We start from the raw sequence: 20734 nt of genomic DNA on the forward strand, positions 1-20734 counted from the left end.
GGGCCGACGAAGACCACGAATTCCTTGTCGTTCACTTCAAGGTCAATGCCCTTGATGATGGAAAAGCCTTCAAAGCCTTTTTGCAGATTCTTGATTTTCAGGTTGGCCATGGTGATGGGCCTCCGCATGTTTTTATTCATTTAAACCGGACGGCTTTTCGTAGGAGCCAGGCTTGCCGGCGAAGGCAATTTGACGGGCGCCTTCGCCGGCAAGCCTGGCTCCTACAAGGGGCGAACCGTTTATTTCACGGCGCCAAACGACAGGCCGCGCACTAATTGCTTCTGGCTGATCCAGCCGAAGATCAGGATCGGCGCGCAGGCCAGGGTCGAGACCGCCGACAACTTGGCCCAGAACAACCCTTCGGGGCTGGAATACGAAGCGATCAAGGCGGTCAGCGGCGCCGCTTTCGATGAGGTCAGGTTCAGCGACCAGAAGGCTTCGTTCCAGCACAGGATAAGCGACAGCAAAACCGTGGAGGCCAGGCCACCCTTGGCGATCGGCAGCAGCACGCGGACCATTTCCTGCCACAGCGTGGCGCCATCGAGGCGGGCGGCTTCGAGGATGTCCTTGGGGATGTCCTTGAAGTAGGTGTAAATCATCCAGACCACGATCGGCAGGTTGATCAGGGTGTAGATCACGATCAGCGCGATGCGCGTGTCGAGCAGGCCGAAACTCTTGGCCAGCAGGTAGATCGGCATCAGCACACCCACCGGCGGCAGCATTTTGGTCGAGAGCATCCACAGCAGCGTGCCCTTGGTGCGCTGGGTTTCGTAGAAGGCCATCGAGTAAGCGGCCGGCACCGCGATCAGCAGGCACAGGGCCGTGGCGCAGAAGGAAATCACCACCGAGTTCCAGGCGAAACTGAAGTAATCGCTGCGCTCGTTGATGTGCAGATAGTTCTCCAGGGTCGGTGCGAAGATGAACTGCGGCGGCGTGGCGAACGCGTCGATTTCGGTTTTGAAACTGGTCAGCACCATCCAGAAGATCGGGAAGAAAATCAGGATCGCGATGGCCCAGGCCAGGGTGCCGAGCAGCAGGCTTTGCAGGCGGCGGGATTGTTGTAGGGTCATGGCGCGGGCCTCAGGCTTTGTCGGTCAGGTTTTTGCCGATCATCCGCACCAGGACGATGGCCGCGATGTTGGCAATCACCACCGCAATCAAGCCGCCGGCAGATGCCATGCCGACGTCGAACTGAACCAGCGCCTGGTTGTAGATCAGGTAGGCGAGGTTGGTCGAGGCGTAGCCGGGGCCGCCGTTGGTGGTGGTGAAGATTTCGGCGAACACCGAGAGCAGAAAGATGGTTTCGATCATCACCACCACCGCAATCGGCCGCGCCAGGTGCGGCAGGGTCAGGTGCCAGAAAATCGCCAGTGGCCCGGCACCGTCCAGGCGCGCGGCTTCTTTTTGTTCCTGATCGAGGGACTGCATGGCGGTCATCAGGATCAGGATCGCGAACGGCAGCCATTGCCACGAGACGATGATAATGATCGACAGCAGCGGGTAGTGCGCCAGCCAGTCCACCGGTTGCGCGCCGAACAGCTTCCAGACGTAGGCGAGGATCCCCGACACCGGATGGAAAATCAGGTTCTTCCAGATCAGCGCGCCAACCGTGGGCATGATGAAGAACGGTGAGATCAGCAACACCCGCACGATGCCGCGACCGAAAAACTCGCTGGCCTCCAGCAGTGCACTGATCAACACGCCGAACACCACGCTGATCAGCAGAACACTGCCCACCAGCAACAGGGTGTTGCTGGCACCGGGCAGGAACCCCGAATCGGTAAGGAAATAGGTGAAGTTTTCCAGCCCGATGAACTCGTTCTCGCCGGGATTGAGCAAGTTATAACGAATCGTCGAGAAGTAGACGGTCATTCCCAACGGCACGATCATCCATAACAGCAGCAACGCTACCGAAGGGCTGACGAGAAACCAGCCGGGGTTGACCAACCGGCTCTTGCGTACCGGTTGGGGCATTTCCATGTGAGCTTTGGCAGTTGAAGTATTCATGGTGATCACTTGCTCGTTGTCCGACGAGTTCTCTGTGGCGAGGGAGCTTGCTCCCGCTCGGCGGCGAAGCCGTCGTAAAACCGGTTCGCACGTTGCGACTGTTAGATCGCAGGGGCCGCTTCGCAGCCCAGCGGGAGCAAGCTCCCTCGCCACAAAAATGGATGTTTACGGGTTACTTGGGGTAACCGGCGCGCTTCATCTCTCGTTCAGTGGTTTGCTGGGCGGCGGCCAGGGCCTGGTCGACTGTGGTCTGGCCGATCAGCGCCGCAGAGAAGGATTTGCCGACCTGGGTGCCAATGCCCTGGAACTCGGGAATGGTCACCAATTGAATGCCGATGTACGGCACCGGTTTGGCGCTCGGCTTGCTCGGATCTGCTGCCTTGAGCGATTCGAGTGTGACCTTGGCGAATGGCGCGGCGCTCATGTAGGCCTCGCTGTAGGTCGAGGCCCGAGTGCCTGGCGGCACGTTGGCGATGCCGTCTTTCTCGGCCACCAGTGCCCCGTATTCCTTGGAAGTGGCCCAGGTGCTGAAGGTTTTTGCCGCGTCTTTGGCCTTGGAACTGGTCGGGATCGCCAGCGCCCAGGAATACAACCAGGCCGAGCCTTTGTCGGTGACTTCATGGGGCGCGTAGGTGAAGCCGACGTGATCGCTGACCTTGCTCTGGGTCTTGTCGGTGACGAACGAACCGGCAACGCTGGCGTCGACCCAGATCGCGCATTTACCGCTGTTGAACAACGCGAGGTTTTCATTGAAACCGTTGCTCGATGCGCCCGGCGGACCGAATTTTTTCATGGTATCGACATAGAAGTTCAGCGCGTTTTTCCATTCGGGGCCGTTGAATTCCGGTTGCCACTTTTCATCGAACCAGCGGGCGCCGTAGGCATTGGCCACGGTGGTGATCAACGCCATGTTCTCGCCCCAACCGGCCTTGCCGCGCAAGCAGATGCCGTACTGTTCCTTGTCCTTGTTGGTGAGTTTGCCGGCGAATTCGCTGATCTGGGTCCAGGTCGGGCGCTCGGGCATGGTCAGACCGGCGTCCTTGAACAGGTCGGTGCGGTAATAGGTGATCGAGCTTTCGGCGTAGAACGGCAGGGCGTACAACGAGCCTTTCACCGAAAGGCCTTCACGCACCGACGGGAACACGTCGTCGAGGTCATAACTGGCCGGCAGGTCCTTCATCGGCTCCAGCCAGCCTTTGGCTCCCCAAAGTGCCGCTTCGTACATGCCGATGGTCAGCACGTCAAACTGCCCGCCCTGGGTGGCGATGTCGGTGGTCAGACGCTGGCGCAGAACGTTTTCTTCCAGCACCACCCAATTGAGCTTGATCTCTGGATGCTCGGCCTCGAAGGTCTTCGAGAGTTTCTGCATGCGGATCATGTCGCTGTTATTGACGGTGGCGATGGTCAGGGTCTGGGCGCCGAGGGTGACGCTGCTGAGGGTCATGCAGGTGAGGGCAAGCAGAGCTTTGACTGAAGGTTGCATCGAGCACTCCTTTTCTGCACCCGAAGGGCAACAGAAGGACAGTTATTGTTTTTGTGTCTTCCGAAGGCTGGAAGAATCTGTGCTGATTACAGCCTTCAATGGCGGGCGAGACAAATCATCCATCGCACTGGGATCGATACTTTTTTGCACTGCTGTTTGGCGATGTAGACGCAGGGAAGGGGGTTCCAGCGAGGCAGGGGTATTGAATCCGTACAGGTCTTCGCTACCCCAAGGTCGCCAAACATCCTGTAGGAGCAAGGCTTGCCCGCGATGGCGTATTTGAGGTCGCTATCGCGGGCAAGCCTTGCTCCTACAAAAGCTTGCGCGGTATTTAACCGAGGTTTTGTTCGGTCAACCGCTGCACCACCAACCGCCGGTAATGCGAAGGCGTCATGCCCTTGAGCTGCTGGAAGCGTCGGTTGAAGTTGGAAATGTTGTTGAAGCCCGACTCGAAGCAAACGTCGGTCACCGCTTTATCACCATCGGCCAACAACTCGCAGGACTTGCTGATACGCAGGCGATTGACGAACTCGATGAAGTTGCGCCCGGTGGCCTGCTTGAATACCCGGCTGAAATAGGTCGGCTTCATGCCCAGATGCTCGGCCACTTCTTCCAGCGTCAAGTCCCGGGCGTAATGGGCAAAAATGTAATCCACTGCACGGTTGGTGCGATCAATATTGTGTTCGTCGGCCAGTTGCGGCGTGGTTGCGCCGGACAGCAACTGATAGTCGTCAGTAGCGGCCAGCAATTCCAGCAGGATGAAAAAGTGCCCGAGCCGGGTCACGCCGGTGCTATCGGCGATGCGTTGCATCAGGTCCATCGCTCGGCCAATCGTCTGCTTGCCACGAAACTCGATGCCGTACTTGGCGCGCTCCAGCAGTGGCGCGAGGGTCTTGAGTTCGGCGAAGACCTGATAGCCACTGTCGAACAACTCGTCAGTGAAGTTGACCAGCATGTCGCGCTTGGGCACGACTTCGTCTTCGGCGACCTGGCTGATCCAGTTATGGGGCAGGTTAGGGCCAGTCAGAAACAGGGTTTCGGGATAAAAATTGCCAATGTAATCGCCGATGAATACTTTGCCGGAACTGGCGACGATCAGGTGCAGTTCGTATTCCTTGTGGAAATGCCAGCGCACCAACGGACAAGGAAAACCGTGCTGACGATAGATGATGGACAAGCCGTTGTGGTCGTCCATCAATTCGTAGGAAGGGTCGGTGACTCTGGCGATTCGGGTCATGGCAGGGCGCTTTTGTGTTTTGGTTACATGGCGTCGATCGTATTCCGGTTCTTTGCCTCAATCCATTGCGCCATGTACTGGGTACTTTTGTGGTGGTGATGGCGCAACATGCTGCCGGTGAAATTATCCCGTCGAATGTTCGCCAGATTCTGTCGACATTCCATCAGTCGCTGAATCAACGCCGGGCCATGCAAGGATTGCCGGTAGCGGTTGGCGAGCAAGGTCTGGCCATGCGCCTGTGCTTCAAGCCAGCGAGGCTTGTCGGTGTACAGTTGCACAGCCTGATCGGCAATCTCGCGAGCGGTGCAAGCGACAGCGCCGGGCCAGGCTTCGTCGCCATGCATCGCCTCCGCCCCTACGGGCGTCGCGACGTTGGGGGTGCCGCAGAGCATCGCATCAACAATCTTGCCCTTTATGCCGGCACCGAAACGCAGCGGTGCCAGGCACACTCGAGCCGCCGACATGACTTGCAAGGCATCTTCTGCCCAGTTCATGACATGAAATCCCTGGGCCGGGTTATGCAGTGCTGTTGCCTTGGGTGGCGTGTATGAGCCATAGATGTGCAGTTGCGCCGCGGGCAGTTGCTCGCGAATCAGCGGCCAGATCGTGGTTTTCATCCACAACACCGCATCCCAATTGGGCGCGTGCCGGAAGTTACCAATGCTGAGAAAGTGCGCCCTGTCTTCAAATGCGGCCGGCGCCACACTCGGCAGATCGACCATCAGCGGGCACCAATGCAAGAGGGTAGCGGGCAATTTGAACTGTTCGATCAGCAATTGGATTTCCACTTCGGAAATCATCAGGTTCAAGTCGCAACGATAGATCGCGGCAATCTCACGCTTGGCCAGATCGTTATCGGCCATGAACTCAAACTCTTCACGCAGGCTGGGCGCAAACAGTTCACTGAAGTCATTCGCGTCGTCACTGGCCTTCAAACGCTGTTTGAGACGTTGCTGCCGGGCATCACGCAAGCTCTGCAGGTCCGACGTCTCCAGCACGCGAACGGCGTCGGGACAGTGTTTTTCCACGCGCCAGCCGAACTGTTCTTCCATCATGAAACGGTCGAACAGCACCACATCCGGCGCGAGTTCGCGGATGAATGTGTCGAAGCTGCTGTTATTCAATTCTATCGGCACTTCGCGAATGCCCAGCGACGTCAGGTCAGCGCGCTGCTCACCATAACCGGCAGGGCTGCTGAAGGTGATGTCCCAACCTTGCTGCAAGAAGGTCTCGAGAATTTGCATCATGTGCCCACCGGCCGCCGAAGAACGGGGCTCGGGCCAGACGTAGCCGATGACCAGGACTTTGGTTTGGCGAGGTTGATTCATGGGCGATTGTTCCAGGCTACAAACGAGAATAAGGCGATACCAGGGAAAAACAGGTGAGAGTGTACGTAACCTTCCAGGTCACCTGAATCGAATGCGGATCACCAGCAATTGTTGTTCATCCAAACCAGCTTACTTCGACTGCGCGAGAATTCCCTGGACCTTGTCTCGCAACTGATCGATCGAAAACGGTTTGCCAATCACTGACATGCCTTCGGGCACGTCAATATTCTCCGCATAACCACTGGCGAACAGGATGGGCAATTGCGGGCGCAGCATCCGGGCCTGGATGGCCAGTTCCCGACCATCCATCACCGGCAGGCCGACGTCGGTCATCATCAAGTCGATGTGCTGGTCCTCGTCATTGAGGAACTCCAGCGCCTGTTCGCTACCATCCGCGTCAAGTACCTTGAACTCCAACTCCTCCAGCACATCGACGATCAGCATGCGCACGATGGCATCGTCTTCGACGACAAGAATGGTGGACGCATTGGCGGTGGACATAGTGGGGTTCCTGAAAAATGATTGGCGGTTGCCGGCTTGCGAAAGCGCCGGTCTCTTGCATGAGTAAGTGACGGCTCCCGACAAGTTCCCGAGGGACGGAAAAAGATTGGTCGCACATGTCAGGCAAGGATACCCGCGTCCATCAACTGGCGCAGGGGAATGTAGGACCTGGCGTTAAAACATGTGAGAAAAATGGATCAATGTGCCAGTTTTGGGGCAAACTCGCCCAATTCTGACAGTTCGACAAGGCCTGCCCCATGACCTCTGCGTCTTTGGTTGATGAGCAACGATTCCGCAAACTCCTGAGCCGCAATATCAGCCTGCCGCTGGGTGTCGGCGCCATCAGCGCTGTTTTCTTCGTGTCATTGATTACCTATCTGCTGTCGACGATCCAATGGGTCGAGCACACCGATCGGGTCATCAATAACGCCAATGAGGCCGTCAAGCTGACGGTCGACCTGGAAACCGGGATGCGCGGGTTTCTGCTCAGTGGCGACGAAAAGTTTCTCCAACCTTATGAAACGGCTAAGCCTCGGGTCGAGGTGGTGCTCAATACGTTGCTCGAACTGACGGCTGACAATCCGGTCCAGACCGATCGCTTGCATCGCCTGCAGTCGTTGCAACAAGAGTGGGCCAATTACGCGCAATCGATGATTGATCTGCAGCGATCGAGCGGCGATTACCGCAGCGCGGTCCGCGCCGGCAAAGGCAAGCGCCTGACCGACGAGATACGCAAGCAGTTCGAAGACGTGATCGACATGGAGCAGCAACTGCGTGCCACGCGCAATGAAGAGGTGCGGCGCACCACTGTCTGGAGCATTGGCCTTTATCTGCTGTTTATCGCGGGCATCAGCGCGTTGCTGGCCTACATCGGCCGTCGTGATCTGTTGAACCTGTCGCAAAGCTACTCCGCGACATTGGCTGCGCAGCAAGCCAGTGCTCAGCGCCTGGAGCAACAAGCGTGGCTGCGCAACGGCCAGACCGAACTGGCCGAGCAAGTATTGGGGCAACTGTCCCTGAATTTGCTGGGGCGCAACATCCTTCAATTCTGCGCGCAGTACCTGGGCAGCGCCGTGGCGGCGATTTACGTGCGCGAAGAACACGGTGGCCTGCGGCGCGTGGCGTCTTACGGTTTTTCGCGCGACCAGGAGGCACTTGAGCAACATATCTACAGTGAGGAAGGCATCGTTGGTCAAGTTGCGCATCAGGCCAAGTTGATTCGCCTCGACAACGTTCCGAGCGACTACTTCAAGGTCAGCTCCGGCCTCGGTGAAGGGCTGCCACGCAGTGTGCTGGTGGTGCCGACCAGTGATGACGACCGGGTCAACGGTGTTATCGAACTGGGTTTCCTGCGGCCCTTGGTTGACCGCGACATCGAATTGCTGGAGTTGATTGCCGGCAACATCGGCACGTCTATCGAGGCTGCGCGCTATCGTCAGCGCTTGCAGGAAGTGCTGGCCGAAACCCAGCAACTCAACGAAGAGTTGCAAGTGCAGCAGGAAGAACTCAAGACCGCCAACGAAGAACTCGAAGAGCAGTCGCGGATTCTCAAGGAATCCCAGGCCCATCTCGAGACGCAACAGGTCGAGCTGGAACAGACCAATGAACAACTCGCCGAACAGGCCGAAGTGCTGGCCCAACAACGCGACGCCATGGACCTCAAGAACACTGAACTCAATCAGGCGCAGATCCAGCTCGAAGAGCGCGCCGAAGAGTTGCAGCGCTCAAGCAAGTACAAGTCCGAATTCCTCGCCAACATGTCCCACGAACTGCGCACGCCATTGAACAGCTCGTTGATTCTGGCCAAGTTGCTGGCGGAAAACCCTCAGGAAAACCTCAGCGCCGAACAGGTGAAGTTCGCCGAGTCGATTTACTCCGCCGGCAACGATTTGCTCAACCTGATCAACGACATTCTCGATATCTCCAAGGTCGAGGCCGGCAAGCTCGAGATTCGCCCGGAGAACACCAGTGTTGCGCGTCTGGTTGACGGCCTGCGCGGAATGTTCCAGCCGTTGGCAACGGACAAGCAGCTGCAATTCCATGTCGATTTGCAGGACGGCGTGCCCGCGATGATGTTCACCGACCGTCAGCGCCTGGAACAGGTCATCAAGAATCTGTTGTCCAACGCGGTGAAGTTCACCGAAAAAGGCAGCGTGAGCCTGAGCGTCGCCGCAGCGCCGAACAATGGCATAGCCTTCAGCGTCCGTGATTCCGGCATCGGCATTGCCGCCGATCAGCACGAAAGCATTTTTGAAGCGTTCCGCCAAGCCGACGGCACCACCAACAGGCGATACGGCGGAACCGGTCTGGGGCTGTCGATCTCCCGCGACCTGGCGGCCCTGCTCGGTGGCTCCATCAGCGTGAGCAGCACGCCGGGGCAGGGCAGTGTATTCACCCTGGTCTTGCCGCAGCAGTACATTGAGCCCGGAGAAGAACCGGTCGAACCGATGCGTGCCGCGCCGGTGGCGATTGCACCTTATGTTGCGCCAGCTACCGTGGCGTCGGTGGTGGCGCAAGATATTCCGCGTTTCAATGATGACCGGCAGAAGGCGCCGTTCACCTCGCGTTGCATCCTGGTGGTGGAGGACGAGCCGAACTTTGCGCACATCCTCTTCGATCTCGCGCATGAACTGGGCTACCACTGCCTGGTGGCCCACGGTGCCGACGAAGGTTACGACCTGGCCCGGGAGTTCATTCCCGATGCCATCCTGCTGGATATGCGCCTGCCGGACCATTCCGGCTTGACCGTGCTGCAACGTTTGAAGGAACACGCCGAAACCCGGCACATTCCTGTGCACGTGATTTCGGTCGAGGACCGGGTCGAAGCGGCGATGCACATGGGCGCGATCGGTTATGCGGTCAAACCGACCACCCGTGAAGAACTCAAGGACGTTTTCTCGCGTCTGGAAGCCAAACTGACCCAGAAGGTCAAGCGCGTCTTGCTGGTTGAAGACGACGATTTGCAGCGTGACAGTATTTCCCGGTTGATTGGCGACGATGACATCGAGATCACCGCGGTCGGCTTGGCCCAGGATGCACTGCACTTACTGCGAAGCACGATGTTCGATTGCATGATCATCGATCTGAAGCTTCCGGACATGCTCGGCAATGACTTGCTCAAGCGCATGTCTACCGAAGATATCTGCTCGTTTCCGCCGGTGATTGTCTATACCGGACGCAACCTCACCCGGGATGAAGAGGCGGAACTGCGCAAGTATTCGCGCTCGATCATCATCAAGGGCGCGCGCTCGCCCGAGCGTTTACTGGATGAGGTGACACTTTTTCTGCACAAAGTCGAATCGCGGTTGTCCCATGAGCGACAGAAGATGCTCAAGACTGCCCGCAGCCGCGACAAAGTCTTCGAGGGACGCAAAGTGCTGTTGGTGGACGACGATGTACGCAACATCTTCGCCCTCACCAGCGCGCTGGAGCATAAAGGTGCGGTCGTGGTCATCGGCCGTAACGGCCGGGAAGCGATTGAGCGATTGAATGAAGTGGAAGACATCGATCTGGTGTTGATGGACGTGATGATGCCGGAGATGGATGGTTTTGAAGCCACCATCGAGATCCGCAAGGACCCGCGCTGGCGCAAGTTGCCGATCATCGCGGTGACGGCCAAGGCCATGAAGGACGATCAGGAACGCTGCCTGCAAGCAGGCGCCAATGATTATCTGGCCAAGCCCATCGACCTGGATCGGTTGTTTTCGTTGATCCGTGTGTGGTTGCCAAAGATGGAACGTATCTAAGTGGAGCGCAATTATTCAGGGGAACGAATCAGCGAGATAGAGTTGCGGTTGTTGATCGAGGCCATCTACCTCAAGTACAGCTACGATTTTCGTGATTATTCAGGCGCTTCCATCAAGCGCCGGGTGAGCCATGCGCTGAGTCAGTTCGAATGCAACACCATTTCGGCCCTCCAGGAAAAAGTCCTGCATGACCCAATGGCGTTCATGCAGCTCCTGCAATTGCTGACGATTCCGGTCAGTGAAATGTTCCGCGACCCTTCGCACTTCCTGGCCATCCGCCAGGAAGTGGTGCCGCTACTCAAGACGTACCCGTCGATCAAGATCTGGATTGCTGGCTGCAGCACGGGGGAGGAGGTCTATTCGATGGCCATCCTCCTGCGTGAAGAGGGCTTGCTTGAGCGCACCATCATTTATGCAACCGACATCAATCCGCGCTCGCTGGACAAGGCCAAGCAGGGAATATTCTCGATGGAGAATGTCCGCGCCTACACTTCCAACTACCAGCAAGCCGGTGGTAAACGCTCGTTCGCCGACTACTATACGGCGGCGTATGGCTACGCCATTTTCGACAAGTCGCTGTGCGAGAACGTGACCTTTGCCGACCACAGCCTGGCTACCGACAGTGTATTTTCAGAAACACAATTAATTTCGTGTCGTAACGTATTGATCTATTTCAATAAAAAACTTCAGGATCGGGCTTTCGGTTTGTTTCATGAGTCGCTGTGCCACCGTGGTTTCCTGGTGCTGGGCAGCAAGGAAACCCCGGATTTTTCAGCCTTCGGCAACCAGTTCGAACCGCTGGTCAAACAAGAACGGATTTATCGAAAATCATGAACAGCGCAACGGGTTTGCCTTCAGTAGAAGCGATCGTGATCGGCGCTTCGGCCGGTGGGGTCGAGGCGCTGCTGAGTATTCTCGGCCCGCTGCGTGCAGGCTTCGTGTTGCCGATCATTGTCGTGTTGCACTTGCCGGAACAGCGTCGCAGCCATCTGGCGGAAGTGTTCGCCCGGCGCGTGTCGCTGCCGGTTCAGGAAGCCAGCGACAAGACTCCGGTGGTGTCCGGCACCCTGTATTTCGCATCGCCCGGCTATCACTTGTCGGTGGAACAGGACCGCAGCTTTTCCCTGAGCCTGGAAGACCGCGTGCATCATTCGCGGCCGGCCATCGATTACCTGTTCGAGTCTGCCGCCGACGCCTACGGTCCCAGCCTGGCGGCAGTCTTGCTGACGGGCGCCAACCGTGACGGTGCGAACGGTCTGGCGCAGGTCAAGCAGCGCGGTGGTCTGACCATCGTGCAAGACCCGCAGGAAGCCCAGGTTGCAACCATGCCCCAGGCAGCATTGGATATTCACCAACCTGACCACATTCTCCCTATCCGCGGCATCGGCCGTCTGCTTGTCGAGCTGGAACGAATCGCATGCTAAGTAATATCCAGGCCAAACTGCTGATCGTGGACGATCTGCCGGAGAATCTGTTGGCACTCGAAGCGCTGATCAAGCGTGAAGACCGTACCGTCTACAAAGCGCAATCTGCCGACGAGGCCTTGTCGCTGTTGCTGCAACACGAATTCGCCATGGCCATTCTCGATGTACAGATGCCTGGGATGAATGGCTTCGAACTGGCCGAGTTGATGCGCGGTACGGAAAAAACCAAGAACATTCCAATCGTGTTTGTCAGTGCCGCCGGTCGTGAGCTCAATTACGCGTTCAAGGGCTACGAAAGCGGCGCTGTGGACTTCCTGCACAAACCGCTGGACATCCATGCGGTCAAGAGCAAGGTCAACGTTTTCGTCGAGCTGTTCCGCCAGAGCAAGGCGATGAAACAGCAAGTTGAAGAACTCGAGCAAAGTCGCCGCGAGCAAGAAGCGCTGCTCAAGCAATTGCAGAGCACCCAGCTGGAATTGCAACAGGCGGTACGCATGCGCGATGACTTCATGTCGATTGTCGCCCATGAGGTGCGCACGCCGCTCAACGGCCTGATCCTCGAAACCCAGCTGCGCAAGATGCACCTGGCCCGGGATAACGCCTCGGCGTTCACCCTCGACAAAATGCACGCCATGGTCGATCGCGACGAACGGCAGATCAAAAGCCTGATCCGGCTGATCGAAGACATGCTCGATGTGTCACGCATCCGCACCGGCAAATTGTCGATCCGCCCCACGCGGTTTGATCTTTCGGCCCTGGTGCGCGCCCTGCTGGAAAATTTTGCCCAACAGATCGAAGCCGCCGAAGCGACCGTGACACTTGAAGCCGAACAACCGGTGGTCGGCAATTGGGACGAATTCCGCATTGAGCAGGTAGTTTCCAATCTGTTGACCAATGCCTTGCGCTACGGCGCCAAGAGTCCGATCAGCGTCAAGGTGTACAGTGAGCACGGCGAAGCACGGATAGAAGTCCGTGATTGCGGAATCGGCATCAGTGAAGAAAACCAGCAACGGATTTTCCAGCAGTTCGAGCGGGTGTCGGCCAAGCACGCCGTCGCCGGACTGGGTTTGGGATTGTTTATTTCCGAACAGATTGTCACCGCCCATGGCGGTACCATTACCGTCGAAAGCCGGATTGGCGAAGGCGCCCTGTTTCGCGTTTGTCTGCCGCTGTAGGAAAACAGCCCGATAAACGCAACCTCTGATCGACCCTACGGTCGTATCAGCAGCTATTGACCGAACAAAGGCTTCCCATGAGTGAAGATGCACAAGACGTCGTACTGATCGTCGAAGATGACCCCTCGATTCTGATGGTCCTGTCGGCCTATTTGTCGGGGGAGGGCTACCGGGTGTTGCAGGCCGAGAATGGCGAGCAAGCGTTTGAGATTCTCGCCAGCAAGCCGCACCTGGACATGATGATCACTGACTTCCGCCTGCCGGGTGGGATTTCCGGCGTGCAGATCGCCGAGCCCGCGGTAAAACTGCGACCGGAGCTGAAGGTGATTTTCATCAGCGGCTACCCGCAGGAAATCCGTGAAACAGACAGCCCGATCACCCGCTCGGCACCGATACTGGCCAAGCCATTCGACCTGGACGTGTTACAGGAAATCATGCAGGACATGCTCTCCTGAATCCCGGCAGAGGCCGCTTCAGGCGCTGATCATCTCCCGCACCTTGGCCGTCAACAGGTCAAACGTGAATGGCTTGGTGATCATCTGCATGCCCGGATCGAGGAATCCGCCGCGTACGGCCGCGTGTTCGGCATAACCGGTGATGAACAGTACTTTCAGGCCGGGCCGGAACTGCCGGCCGATTTCTGCCAGTTGCCGGCCGTTCATGCCGGGCAGTCCGACATCGCTGATCAACAGGTCGATGCGTTGCGCGGATTCAAAGATCGGCAGGGCGCTGTCGGCATCGCACGCTTCGACGAAGGCATAGCCCAAATCACTGAGCACCGTGCTGACCAGCACCCGTACAGCCGGGTCGTCTTCAACGATCAGGACGGTTTCGCCATTCTGCGCGAAGAGCGGGTGGTGACTGTCCACCGGCGGATCTTGCGGCAGATCGCCACCGTAACGCGGCAGATAAATGCTCACCGTGGTGCCTTCACCCACTTCGCTTTGAATGGCGACGTGGCCCCGCGATTGTTTGCTGAAGCCATAGATCATCGACAATCCAAGGCCGGTGCCCTGGCCGATCGGCTTGGTGGTGAAGAAAGGGTCAAACGCGCGGTTGATGGTGCTCTGCGGCATGCCGCAGCCATTGTCGGTGACGCTTAGCGTCACGTAATCACCGGGTTCGAGATTGCTGTGCAGGTCGGTAAAGGACTTTTCCAGATGTTGGTTCGAAGTGGTCACCACCAGTTTGCCGCCGTTGGGCATGGCGTCGCGGGCATTGATGACCAGGTTGAGCAGGGCGCTTTCCAGTTGATTGGGGTCGGCCTCGGCCACCCACAGTTGTTCGCTCAACTGCATGTCCAGGCGAATGCTCTCATTGATGCTGCGTTGCAACAGTTCACCCATGGAAACCACCAGCGTATTCATTTCCACGGGTTTGGAATCGAGCGACTGCCGGCGAGAAAACGCCAGCAGGCGATGGGTCAAACCAGCGGCCCGGTTGGCCGAGGTCACGCCAAGATCGATCAGGCTGTCCAGGTCTTCGATGCGGCCGCGGGCCAGGCGCCGGCGCAGCAGCTCCAGGCTGCCGATGATGCCGGTGAGCATGTTGTTGAAGTCATGGGCGATACCGCCGGTGAGTTGGCCAACCGCTTCCATCTTCTGGGATTGACGCAAAGCTTCTTCGTTGTGGCGCAATTGCGCGGTGCGCTCTTCGACCTGTTGTTCCAGGGTTTCCAGGGTGTTTTGCAGGCGCAGTTCGCTTTGGCTCAAGTCGACCAGCCGATCCCTGGCTTCGTACTGTCGTCGACGGCCGCGCAAGGCGGTGGTCACCAGGCTGATCAATGTCTCCGGGTGAAAAGGACGTTCCAGGAACGTGACGTTGCCCAACTGCGGCCCGAAGCGCGAAGCGGGGTTCTGTTCCGGGCCACCGTGGTGCGTCAGCAAAACGATCGGCAAGTCCGACCAGGCCGGTTGTTGATCGATGAGGGTCAACAGCGGCCCCAGATCACTGCGCAACAGCGCTTCGGAAGAGATCAGCAGCAAACCGGCGCCTTGCTCCAGTTCGCTGCACAGTTGCGGTAAATCCTGGCTGATGATCCCGTCGAACCCTGCTTCTTTGAGCAACATCATCGCAATCTGACTGTCTCGCCCCAGCGGGGCGAGAATGATTGCGCGTTCGGATGTCGCAGGTTGGGTCATCACTGGCCTTCATCCCCAAGCAATGGAATGCTCGCACCCATATAGGTCGGCACGCCGCGCAGTACGCCCTGGAAGGCTTCCAACGGTTCGCCGATGGTCATGCCTTTGGCGCTAATGCGGTATTCGCGGATAGTTGCTTCATGGCTGCCGGTACGTTTCTTGATGATTGAAATGGCCCGGCGGACTTTGCCCAAGGCTTCGAAGTAGCGCAATAGAATCACTGAGTCGGCCAGGTAGGTAATGTCCACCGGGGCCTGCATGTCGCCGACCAGTCCATGCTGGGCAACGGTCATGAAGGTCGCAGCGCCTTTGCGGTTGAGGTAAAGCAACAACTCGTGCATGTGCAGTACCAGGGCATTCTCCTCTGGCATCGCCGCTTGATAGCCGTTGATGCTGTCGATCACTACGGTCTTGATGTTGCCTTGATCGACGCAGCGCCGCACCCGGTGGGAAAACTCGCCAGGGGACAGTTCGGCGGCATCCACCTGCTCGATCAGCAGGTTCCCGCCATCCTGCAACGCCTGCAGATCGATACCGATGTTCTTCATCCGCTCGAACAGCAATCCAAGCTCTTCGTCGAAGATGAACAGGGCTGCTTTCTCGCCCCGAGCCACTGCGGCGGCGGCGAACAGCATCGAAATCAGCGATTTGCCAGTGCCGGCCGGCCCGAGAATCAGCGTGCTGGAACCCGTTTCGATGCCGCCACCGAGCAGCGCGTCCATTTCGGCAATGCCGCTGGTCAACTGCCGCCGGACGTAGTTGCCGCGATGTTCGGCGGCCACCAGGCGCGGGAACACGTGCACGCCGTCGGTCATGATCGTGAAGTCATGGAAACCGCCACGGTATTTCTGGCCGCGGTATTTCACTACACGGATACGGCGGCGCTCGGCACCGTAATTGGGCGTCAACTCCTCCAGGCGAATCACACCGTGGGCCACACTGTGCACGGTTTTATCCAAAGATTCGGTGGTCAGGTCGTCGAGCAACAACACCGTGGCATCGTAGCGCACGAAGTAATGCTTGATCGCCAGGATCTGGCGGCGGTAGCGCAGTGAACTCTGCGCCAACAAGCGGATTTCAGACAGGCTGTCGAGGATTACGCGGGTCGGTTTGACCCGCTCGACCACTTCGAAGATCTGTCGTGTGGCTTCACCCAGCTCCAGATCGGAGGAATACAGCAGTGATTGCTGATGCTCGGCGTTCAACACGCTTTCGGGCGGCGTCAGTTCGAAGATATGGACGTTTTCGCCCAGCTCCCAACCGTGGGAACGGGCACCCTGGCGCAACTCGTGTTCGGTTTCAGACAGGGTGATGTATAACGAACGCTCGCCGGCTTCAGCGCCAGCCATGAGGAAATGCAATGCGACAGTGGTCTTGCCGGTACCTGGTTCGCCTTCAAGTAAAAACACATGGCCGCGGGACAACCCTCCATTGAGGATGTCATCCAGGCCTTCAATACCTGTGGCCGCTTTTGTGCTGATCAACTCGTTGGATATAGACAAATAATGCCCTCTCTTGAATAGGGGAAACGAGGCTGCTGGCACGATGGCCATTATAGGCTGCCTGTTTCACTTGACCCTTTGTCGAGACGACGGTTCAACCTTTTCTGCTATGGGCGGTTGATGCGCATAAGGAAACACAGCAGAGAGCGCGTCCTTACAGACCTTGCTGCAAGGCCGGATCATCCGGATTGAGCTGTTCGAGTTGGGCCAGCAGGATCTGTACGTTTTGCAACTGGCCGCTTTCCTTCCAGTAGTTGATCAGCAGCACCCGCGCCCGGCGATCGTTGGGGTGTCGCTGCACGATATCCTGCAATTGCTTCTGCGCCGCTGCCAGTTCCTGTTCACCGTGCAGCGTGGTGGCCAGGTCATAGCGGTAATCCTTGTTGTCCGGTTCAAGCTCCACGGCCTTGGACAGTCCGAGCAGGGCGAACTCGCTTTGTCCGTGATGCAACAGCCACATCCCCAGTGCATGTTGCAAATAGGCTGAATCGGGCTGCGCCTTCAGTTGTTTGGCCAGCAACTGGCGAGCGGCGTCGTTCTGACCAAGTTTATCCAGCACCTCGATCTGCATCACCAGCGCCGGCAAATTGTCCGGGGCAAGGCGCAAAGTATTTTCAAGAGCCTGCTGGGCTTCTTTGAATTGGGCATTGTGCAGATACAACCGCGCCAATTGATATTGGTTTTCGGCACTCTGCGGCGCATTTTTGAGCGTTTGCTGCCAGGCATCGATGGCCTGCTCCAGCGGCGCGAAATACAGACCAAGGTCATCCGGTGAAAGCCCGAGCAATGCGTTGACCGCGGCCAGGCGTACGCTTTGCTCGGGGTCATCGAGCAATGGCCCCAGCAACAGAGTGCGTTGGCCACTGGACACCAGCCCGCTGATGCTTTTGATCGCGGCAATACGCACGTCCGCTGATTCATGCTGCAAATCCGCATCAGCCAGTTTCAGCGCGACGGAGCTCGGATAGTTGGGCAGTTCGGCATGCAGCCAGACGCGTCGTTTCGGCGAAATGTCAGGCCGGGCCAGTTGCTGGTAAAGCACCCGTGCCGCACCCGGTTGGCCGGCCCGGGCCTTTTCCAGAGCTTCGCTGTAACCACGCTTGATGGCCTCGGGTATCACAGGGGTTGTACTGCGCAGAAACGCCCACGCAAGACCGATGGCGAACAGGACACAGAGGCTGATTAGCAGGTAACGGCGGGACTTGGGCATGCAGAATCCGGGCTGGCAAGCTTTTGCAAAGTGATCAGCTTCGGTCAGGCAGGGCTGTGAGTCAAACCTTGGGCGCTTGCAAAGCGCTTTCTTCAGGTTGTCGAGGTTGCGAAGCAGTGTCTACGCTTGCTGAATAGCAATCAACGAGCGTTCCATGCAGCCGTTTTTGCAGTACTTCAAGGCGATCCTTCACCCCGGCCCCGGGGTGTTGCTGTTTGCCTTGCGAACCATTGCGGCCGGGTTGCTGACGCTGTACCTGGCATTTGTGTTCGATCTTGAGCAACCCAAATGGTCGATCATGGCCGTGGTCATCATTAGCCAGCCCTTGGCCGGCATGGTCTTGGCCCGCAGTTTCGGCCAGGTCATCGGCACTACGCTTGGCGCGGCTGTGGCGGTGCTGATCATGGCGATTTTCCCCCAGGCGCCGGTGCCGTTTCTTATCACGCTGTCCCTGTGGCTGGCGTTGTGTACTGCCGGTGGCACCTTGTTGCGCTACACCAGTTCGCAGGCATTCGTACTCAGCGGGTATACGGCGGTGGTCGTCGGTTTGCTGGCCGTGCCGGAACCTGACGGCACATTTTTGCTGGCCGTCACCCGTGTCACCGAAACATTGCTCGCGGTGGCCTGTGTTTGCGTGGTGAGTCTATTGACCGCACGCCCGGAAGCCGTGGCCAAGGATTACTTCGCGCGGATCGATCAGGTGATCAAGCTGCTGGCCACGCACGCCAGCGCCGTCATCCGTACTGAAGAAAGCGAGGCCGAGTTCCATCGCCGACAAATGCAGCTGCTTGCGCAGATTGGTGCATTGGAAGGCGTTCGCCGCCACCTCTATTACGATGCACCGCGGTTGCGCAGCGCCGACGATCTGGTGCAATTGTTGGGCAACCAACTGGTGCTGTTGACGGCACGGCTGACTGCGTTGCGCCATCAGCGCGAATTGTTGCTGGAGCGCTGGGAGGGTGAGATTCCCTTGGAGATTCGGCAGTTGCTCACCGAAGAACTGGAGTTTCTCGATGAATTGGCCCGGCAAGGGCGCGCACTTCCGGCGGAGCAACGACGGCAGTTTGCGGTATTGCAAAAGCGTTTTGATGCGCTGGCTTATCGCTCGGAACAGCTCACCGAACCGCTCAAGGCGACATTACGCTCGCTGTCATGGTCTTTGCGCTGGGAACAGGCGCGAATGCTGCAGCAGCTGGAAACCATTCTTGAGTTGAGCGACGCGATCCAGAGCGGGCGCGGCGCCAGCAGCATGTTTCGTGGGCAGAAGAATCCCTTGCATCTGGATTACACGCTGGCGGCGATGAACGCTATCCGCGCCTACAGCGCGCTGATGGTCGCGGGCCTGATCTGGATAGAAACCGGCTGGGACGGCGCGCGGGGCGGGATGATCGTGACCGGCATTCTCTGTTCGTTGATGGCGACATTTCCCCGGCCATTGCTGGCAGTCCAGAGTTACGCCAGAGGGTTGGGGTTGGCGTTGGTCGTGTCGGCGGTGCTTCAGTTCGCCCTGGTACCGATGATCAGCAGCTTCGAATTGCTCGCTTTGTTATTGGTGCCATTGCTGTATGCGGTCGCCGTCGGGTTGTCCAGCCCGCCGACCACAGGGATCGGGATCGGTCTGGGGCTGACCACGTTTTTGCTGTTAGGTCCGCAAAACACCGGTTTGGGCCAGAACACCGCGATTCAATGGTTCGAATTTGCCGGTGCTTACGTGTGCGCTGCCGCTCTTGCCTTGAGTGTCTATGCCTTGATTTTCCCCTTCAGGCCCGGCCTGCGCATGCGTCGGTTGCACCAGGAAAACTGCGAACAGGTCTACGCCTTGCTCAAAGCTGCGGCCACCGATGAAAACCAGTTTGCTTTCGAAAGCCGCATGGTCGATCGCCTGACCATGATGCTGGGCTTGTTGCCAGCCATCGAGGACTCGTCTTCGCGGGAACTGTTCGAAGTCAGTCTTGGCAGTATGGCCCTGGGCATTGCCTTGAATCAGCTCAGGCAGCAGGGGCAAAACAACGTGTTGTTGAACCCGCAGACGCAGGAGCGTTTATTCGCCACGGTTCGGGAAACCGGGCGCCTGGTCGCCGGCCGGGCCAATATCGATGTCGATCGCGTGCTAGGCAGCCTGCACAGCTTGGGTGATGAACTGGACGCGTTGCATTCAAGCGTGCATGAACATTTATGGTCGGTGTTCCGCATGCGCGTAGCGCTGCTGATCGTCGTGTCATTCCTGGAACGACACCGCGGCCACTTTGAATCCACAGCACCCCAAGGAGAACCGACACTTGCCCATTGATCTGGAAATAGGCGGTGTTTATCTGCCGCCGATTGCCCAGGCACTGTTGCTGGGGCTGCCGATATTTTTGCTGCTGGACTGGCTGCTGCGCCGCCTCGGCGTGCTGCGGTTGGTCTGGCATGAAGCGTTGTTCGAAGGCGCGCTGTACGCCTGCGTGTGCGCGACACTGATTCTGTGGATGGGAGCCTGATGCCTTGAAGACGATTCTTGCCCGACTCTCGACGTTAGCCGTGGTAGCGCTGGCGTTTGTGCTCGGCTGGTTTGCCTGGGAGCATTACACGCGCGCGCCGTGGACCCGGGACGCCAGGGTACGTGCCGATGTGGTGACGTTGTCCGCTGATGTCGCCGGACGCATCGTCAAACTCAACGTGCAGGATAACCAGCATGTGGACAAGGGCCAGTTGCTTCTGGAGATCGATCCCTCGCGCTACAACCTGGCAGTGGAACACGCCAAGCGCGCGGTGGAGGTGTCCAAGGCCTCACTGGGGCAATCGCAAGCAACGATTGTCGCCAGCCAGGCACTGCTTCGCCAGCGCCAGAGCGAAGAACGCCGTCGGCGGACCCTCAAGGAACGCTCGGCGATCTCCGGCGAAGAGTGGGAAAAAGCCAACACCGATGTATCGGTGGCCGAAGCTGATTTGCTGCGCAACCAGGCCAATCTGGGGTTTGCCCAGGCCAACGTGCAACTGG

Annotated in this window: 17 protein-coding genes and 1 pseudogene; 8 read left to right on the plus strand and 10 right to left on the minus strand. The window is 58.2% G+C overall.

Annotated elements, in window-relative coordinates; all coding sequences use genetic code 11:
- The 7 genes and pseudogenes from D8V06_RS26635 to D8V06_RS26670 form a co-directional block, all read right to left on the minus strand.
- Positions 1–110: pseudogene (locus D8V06_RS26635) on the minus strand (ABC transporter ATP-binding protein); the annotation flags it as partial.
- Between the two features lie 129 nt (positions 111–239).
- Positions 240–1070, minus strand: a complete 831-nt coding sequence (locus tag D8V06_RS26640; protein ID WP_130905591.1) for a carbohydrate ABC transporter permease — start codon at positions 1068–1070, stop codon at positions 240–242.
- A 10-nt stretch (positions 1071–1080) separates the two neighbouring features.
- On the minus strand, positions 1081–1980 hold the full coding sequence (locus tag D8V06_RS26645) for a sugar ABC transporter permease (RefSeq protein WP_236708491.1): 900 nt from the start codon (positions 1978–1980) through the stop codon (positions 1081–1083).
- A gap of 199 nt (positions 1981–2179) precedes the next feature.
- A complete protein-coding gene (locus D8V06_RS26655) occupies positions 2180–3490 on the minus strand; it encodes a sugar ABC transporter substrate-binding protein (protein WP_130905589.1) in 1311 nt (436 codons plus the stop codon).
- Between the two features lie 331 nt (positions 3491–3821).
- Positions 3822–4727 (minus strand): AraC family transcriptional regulator, encoded by a 906-nt coding sequence (locus tag D8V06_RS26660; RefSeq protein ID WP_130905588.1) that lies wholly within the window; start codon positions 4725–4727, stop codon positions 3822–3824.
- A 23-nt stretch (positions 4728–4750) separates the two neighbouring features.
- The gene (locus D8V06_RS26665; protein ID WP_130905587.1) at positions 4751–6055 is read right to left on the minus strand and encodes a glycosyltransferase; all 1305 of its coding nucleotides are present in this window, start codon (positions 6053–6055) and stop codon (positions 4751–4753) included.
- 129 nt (positions 6056–6184) lie between these two features.
- Entirely contained in the window at positions 6185–6556 is a 372-nt protein-coding gene (locus D8V06_RS26670; RefSeq protein WP_130905586.1) for a response regulator, read from the minus strand.
- Positions 6557–6813: 257 nt separating this feature from the next.
- Here D8V06_RS26670 and D8V06_RS26675 point away from each other — a divergent pair, with 257 nt between their 5' ends.
- The 5 genes from D8V06_RS26675 to D8V06_RS26695 all read left to right on the plus strand — a co-directional run bounded on the left by D8V06_RS26675 (position 6814) and on the right by D8V06_RS26695 (position 13356).
- Positions 6814–10302, plus strand: coding sequence for a response regulator (locus D8V06_RS26675; protein ID WP_130905585.1), 3489 nt, complete (start codon positions 6814–6816; stop codon positions 10300–10302).
- Complete coding sequence (locus D8V06_RS26680) at positions 10303–11136, plus strand: protein-glutamate O-methyltransferase CheR (protein WP_056855415.1); 834 nt, start codon at positions 10303–10305, stop codon at positions 11134–11136. It abuts the gene before it with no gap.
- Positions 11133–11726, plus strand: coding sequence for a chemotaxis protein CheB (locus D8V06_RS26685; RefSeq protein ID WP_056855414.1), 594 nt, complete (start codon positions 11133–11135; stop codon positions 11724–11726). The genes D8V06_RS26680 and D8V06_RS26685 overlap by 4 nt, the downstream gene beginning before the upstream one ends.
- Positions 11720–12901, plus strand: a complete 1182-nt coding sequence (locus D8V06_RS26690; RefSeq protein ID WP_056855413.1) for a hybrid sensor histidine kinase/response regulator — start codon at positions 11720–11722, stop codon at positions 12899–12901. Before D8V06_RS26685 ends, D8V06_RS26690 begins: the two co-directional genes overlap by 7 nt.
- Before the next feature lie 77 nt (positions 12902–12978).
- Positions 12979–13356: a response regulator gene (locus D8V06_RS26695; protein WP_056855412.1), complete on the plus strand. Its 378-nt coding sequence runs from the start codon at positions 12979–12981 to the stop codon at positions 13354–13356.
- Between the two features lie 18 nt (positions 13357–13374).
- Here the strand turns inward: D8V06_RS26695 and D8V06_RS26700 are convergent, their stop codons facing one another.
- The 3 genes from D8V06_RS26700 to D8V06_RS26710 all read right to left on the minus strand — a co-directional run bounded on the left by D8V06_RS26700 (position 13375) and on the right by D8V06_RS26710 (position 17754).
- Positions 13375–15042, minus strand: a complete 1668-nt coding sequence (locus D8V06_RS26700) for an ATP-binding protein (protein WP_130932132.1) — start codon at positions 15040–15042, stop codon at positions 13375–13377.
- Positions 15042–16544 carry an ATPase domain-containing protein gene (locus D8V06_RS26705; RefSeq protein ID WP_130932133.1) on the minus strand — a complete coding sequence of 501 codons (1503 nt, stop codon included), beginning with the start codon at positions 16542–16544 and terminating at the stop codon, positions 15042–15044. Before D8V06_RS26705 ends, D8V06_RS26700 begins: the two co-directional genes overlap by 1 nt.
- Before the next feature lie 154 nt (positions 16545–16698).
- On the minus strand, positions 16699–17754 hold the full coding sequence (locus tag D8V06_RS26710; protein ID WP_130932134.1) for a tetratricopeptide repeat protein: 1056 nt from the start codon (positions 17752–17754) through the stop codon (positions 16699–16701).
- A 154-nt stretch (positions 17755–17908) separates the two neighbouring features.
- Between D8V06_RS26710 and D8V06_RS26715 the strand changes: the two genes are divergently transcribed.
- From D8V06_RS26715 to D8V06_RS26725, 3 genes are all read left to right on the plus strand, one after another.
- The gene (locus D8V06_RS26715; protein WP_130932135.1) at positions 17909–20044 is read left to right on the plus strand and encodes an FUSC family protein; all 2136 of its coding nucleotides are present in this window, start codon (positions 17909–17911) and stop codon (positions 20042–20044) included.
- Complete coding sequence (locus D8V06_RS26720) at positions 20034–20234, plus strand: DUF1656 domain-containing protein (RefSeq protein ID WP_056855407.1); 201 nt, start codon at positions 20034–20036, stop codon at positions 20232–20234. The genes D8V06_RS26715 and D8V06_RS26720 overlap by 11 nt, the downstream gene beginning before the upstream one ends.
- 4 nt (positions 20235–20238) lie before the next feature.
- Positions 20239–20734 (plus strand): biotin/lipoyl-binding protein (locus D8V06_RS26725; RefSeq protein WP_130932136.1); only part of this gene is annotated, 496 nt, incomplete at its 3' end.

This window comes from Pseudomonas sp. Sample_24 (assembly GCF_004307605.1).
Taxonomy (GTDB): domain Bacteria; phylum Pseudomonadota; class Gammaproteobacteria; order Pseudomonadales; family Pseudomonadaceae; genus Aquipseudomonas.

What these genes read in the sequence shown, in the direction of transcription:
- D8V06_RS26660 (WP_130905588.1), bottom strand. Translation starts at nt 4,727, where the DNA reads ATGACCCGAATCGCCAGAGTCACCGACCCTTCCTACGAATTGATGGAC.
- D8V06_RS26645 (WP_236708491.1), bottom strand. Translation starts at nt 1,980, where the DNA reads ATGGAAATGCCCCAACCGGTACGCAAGAGCCGGTTGGTCAACCCCGGC.
- D8V06_RS26675 (WP_130905585.1), top strand. Translation starts at nt 6,814, where the DNA reads ATGACCTCTGCGTCTTTGGTTGATGAGCAACGATTCCGCAAACTCCTG.
- D8V06_RS26670 (WP_130905586.1), bottom strand. Translation starts at nt 6,556, where the DNA reads ATGTCCACCGCCAATGCGTCCACCATTCTTGTCGTCGAAGACGATGCC.
- D8V06_RS26640 (WP_130905591.1), bottom strand. Translation starts at nt 1,070, where the DNA reads ATGACCCTACAACAATCCCGCCGCCTGCAAAGCCTGCTGCTCGGCACC.
- D8V06_RS26700 (WP_130932132.1), bottom strand. Translation starts at nt 15,042, where the DNA reads ATGACCCAACCTGCGACATCCGAACGCGCAATCATTCTCGCCCCGCTG.
- D8V06_RS26690 (WP_056855413.1), top strand. Translation starts at nt 11,720, where the DNA reads ATGCTAAGTAATATCCAGGCCAAACTGCTGATCGTGGACGATCTGCCG.
- D8V06_RS26665 (WP_130905587.1), bottom strand. Translation starts at nt 6,055, where the DNA reads ATGAATCAACCTCGCCAAACCAAAGTCCTGGTCATCGGCTACGTCTGG.
- D8V06_RS26710 (WP_130932134.1), bottom strand. Translation starts at nt 17,754, where the DNA reads ATGCCCAAGTCCCGCCGTTACCTGCTAATCAGCCTCTGTGTCCTGTTC.
- D8V06_RS26715 (WP_130932135.1), top strand. Translation starts at nt 17,909, where the DNA reads ATGCAGCCGTTTTTGCAGTACTTCAAGGCGATCCTTCACCCCGGCCCC.
- D8V06_RS26695 (WP_056855412.1), top strand. Translation starts at nt 12,979, where the DNA reads ATGAGTGAAGATGCACAAGACGTCGTACTGATCGTCGAAGATGACCCC.
- D8V06_RS26655 (WP_130905589.1), bottom strand. Translation starts at nt 3,490, where the DNA reads ATGCAACCTTCAGTCAAAGCTCTGCTTGCCCTCACCTGCATGACCCTC.
- D8V06_RS26685 (WP_056855414.1), top strand. Translation starts at nt 11,133, where the DNA reads ATGAACAGCGCAACGGGTTTGCCTTCAGTAGAAGCGATCGTGATCGGC.